Origin of the sequence: Methylobacterium symbioticum (genome assembly GCF_902141845.1) — a bacterium.
In the GTDB taxonomy this organism is placed as follows: domain Bacteria; phylum Pseudomonadota; class Alphaproteobacteria; order Rhizobiales; family Beijerinckiaceae; genus Methylobacterium; species Methylobacterium symbioticum.
The window spans coordinates 1-2787 of record NZ_CABFPH010000210.1 but is presented as its reverse complement, the minus strand read 5'-3'; the positions used below and the strand labels follow the sequence as shown (position 1 = coordinate 2787).

The 2787-nt window shown below is 75.5% G+C and carries 2 protein-coding genes; one reads left to right on the top strand and one right to left on the bottom strand.

All coding sequences use genetic code 11. The annotated features are described in order from the left end of the window. The coding region (locus tag MET9862_RS28785) for an adenylate/guanylate cyclase domain-containing protein (protein WP_142586287.1) at positions 1 to 1201 on the top strand (1201 nt) is incomplete at its 5' end. A gap of 100 nt (positions 1202 to 1301) precedes the next feature. Here MET9862_RS28785 and MET9862_RS28780 read toward each other — a convergent pair. After that, a partial coding sequence (locus MET9862_RS28780; RefSeq protein ID WP_142586286.1) for an OpgD/OpgG family glucan biosynthesis protein occupies positions 1302 to 2787 on the bottom strand: 1486 nt, incomplete at its 5' end.

Genomic DNA, 2787 nt, shown 5'->3' with positions numbered 1-2787 from the left:
GGCGGCCAATGGCGGGCGGCTGCTGGCGCTGCGCATCGTCGTGGTGCTGGTGCTGCTGATGGCGGCGCAGGCCTATGACGGCTCCCTCCACGCGCTCAGCCACTGGATCATCCTCGCCCTCTACGCGGGCAGCTCCGTCTGGTTCGCCCTGGCCGAGCGGGGCGGCGGGCGGCGGGCCGACGCCTATGCCTGGGCGGGCACGCTGCTGAATGCGGGGCTCGCCGTCTACGTCATCGTCGAGCACCTGCTCGCGGGGGCGGACGAGGCGGGCGCGGCCGATGCGGTGAGCCGCCTGCCCGCCTTCCTGCTGCTTCTGCAGACCGCGCTCTCGGTGCGGGTCTGGCACACCGCCCTCTATGCCGGCATCGTCGGGACCGCCTGGGCCGCGGCGCTCGTCGTCGCCCATCTCGACCAGGCCGGCATGCTCGGGCCCCATGTCGACCTCACCGAGCAGGTCCCGGCCCTCGTCACCTTCGCGGCGGCGGCCCTCGTCGTCATCGACGGCACCGCGCGGCTGAGCCGGGCGGTGGCCGAGGCGCTGCGGCTGGAGCACCAGCGCACGCTGCTCGCCCGCTTCGTCCCCGACGACGTCGCCGAGGATCTCGCCCGCGAGGGCGGCCTCGGCACGGTGCGCCGCCGCCATGCCTGCCTGATGATCCTCGACATCCGCAGCTTCTCGCGGCTCAGCGCCGAGCACGCCCCCGAGACCATGGTCGAGGCGCTGCTCTCGTTCCGGGCGCTGGCGCAGGAGGCGGTCGGCGCCCATGGCGGGCTGGTGGACAAGTATGTCGGCGACGCGGTGCTGGCCCAGTTCGTGGTCGGGCTGCCGGCCGACCAGGCCCGGGCGGCGCTGGCCTGCGCCCGCACCATCCGGGCGCGGCTCGCGCGCCTCAACCGGGCGCGCACCGCGCAGGGACGCTTCCCCCTGCGCGTCGCGGTGGCGCTCCACGCGGGCGACGTGCTCGTCGGCGTCTTCGACGACGGCACCCGGGCCGAGTACACGGTGCTGGGACCGGCCATGAACACGCTGGCCCGCATCGAATCCCGCGCCAAGGCCGCCAATCTCGACGTCGCCGCCTCCGAGGATTTCCTGCGGCTGACCGGACCGATCCTGCCGGAGGGCGTGGCCCTCGCGCCGGTGGCGGACGGGGGCCAGCCGGTGCTGTTCGCGGTGGGCGAGGGGCGGCGGGTGCCGGCCTGAGCGCACAGACACCCGCCCCTGCAGAGGGGAGAGGGAGACCGCCCGCCGCGAAACCGACCCGTGACTCCTGCAGCCTCTCGGCGCAGAGAGGACCCCGCCCCTACGGCGTCCAGCGGTAGAGCCAGGTCTCGCTCACCGGCCGGCCGCCCCGGCGCAGGACGAGGCGCAGCTCGCTCGCCCGGTCGCCGCCGGGATCGAGTTCGAACACCACCCGCGCCGTCTTCGCCGCGGGATCGCCGACGAGCTCCTGCCGGGTGATCGTGCCGGGCGCGGCGGCGAGCGCGATGTCGAGGCTGCCCGAGCCCGCGAGCCCCTCGCCGGCGAAATCCACCAGGAACAGGCGGCGGCTGCCCGTGCTGCCGCGCCCGCCGCGGCTGCCCGTGACGCGCGCGAGCGGGGGCGGCTCCGGCCGGTCCCAGGTCCAGTGCTGGCGATAGGCGAAGCGCAGCTCGGCCCCCGCGACCAGCGCCTCCTTCGGGCGCCAATAGGCCAGGATGTTCTCGTTCGCCTCCGAATCGCTCGGGATCTCCAGGAGCGTGACCGCGCCCGGCCCCCAGGGCTCCCGCGGGGTCAGCCAGAGGGCGGGACGGGTCTCCCAGCGCGTCGCGTCGTCCTCGTAGTCGCGGACGCTGCGGGCGCGCTGCATCAGGCCGAAGCCCTTCGGGTTCTCGTCCACGAAGGAGGAGATCTGCAGGGAATCCGGGTTGTGGACCGGGCGCCAGATCGCCTCGCCGGCCCCGTTCAGGATGGCGAGCCCGTCGGTGGCGTGCACGCTCGCGCGCACGTCGTCCACGTTGCGCCGGTCGATGGGGCCGAACAGGTAGCTCGCCTGGGCGCCGCCGAGACCGAGATGGTCGAGGGGCTGGCGGGCGAACAGCACCCCCTCGACGTCGCAGACCGTGTCCCGCTCGCCCGGCGCCAGCGCGAAGCGCAGGGCCGCGACCGCCGAGGCCGATTCGATCAGCGCGTGCAGCACCAGGGCGCCGTCGCCGGCCGGGCGCTCCACGAACAGGGCGCGGAACAGGGGGAATTCCTCGCCGCGCGCGTCGGCCGGGCGCAGGGTGAGGGCGCGGGCGGTGACGCCGAGGCTCTGGCCGCGCGCCGCCATCTTGAAGAACGAGGCGCCCTGGAACACCGCCGCCTCGAAGGGCTCGCCCTGGCCGAGCCGCGCCCGCACCCGCAGGCCCGAATAGCCGGCCTCGCCGGGCAGGTCGGGCAGCTCGATCCCGTCCGCCCGGAAGCGGTCGCGGGCATAGGGCAGGGGGACGAGGCGCCCCTCCTCCACGAGGTAGAGCTGCACCGGATTGATGAACAGCGAACCGCGCTGCAGCGGCTCCAGGGTGAAGGGCAGCCCCTCCCCCTCCCAGATGCCCCGGCCCGGGGCCGTGCGGATCGCGGCGTAGGGCTCGCGGCCGAGATTGCGCAGCAGCGGCGGCAGGTCGTCCGTGCGCGGGGCGACGTAGGGCGCCTTGGCGCGCTCGCGGGCCAGCGCGATCAGGCTCTCGCGGTCGAAGGCCGCGCCGGCGCCCGGCAGGGGCGGCGGCTCGGCGGCCACGGCCCCCGTCAGCCCGGCCCCCGCGACGAGG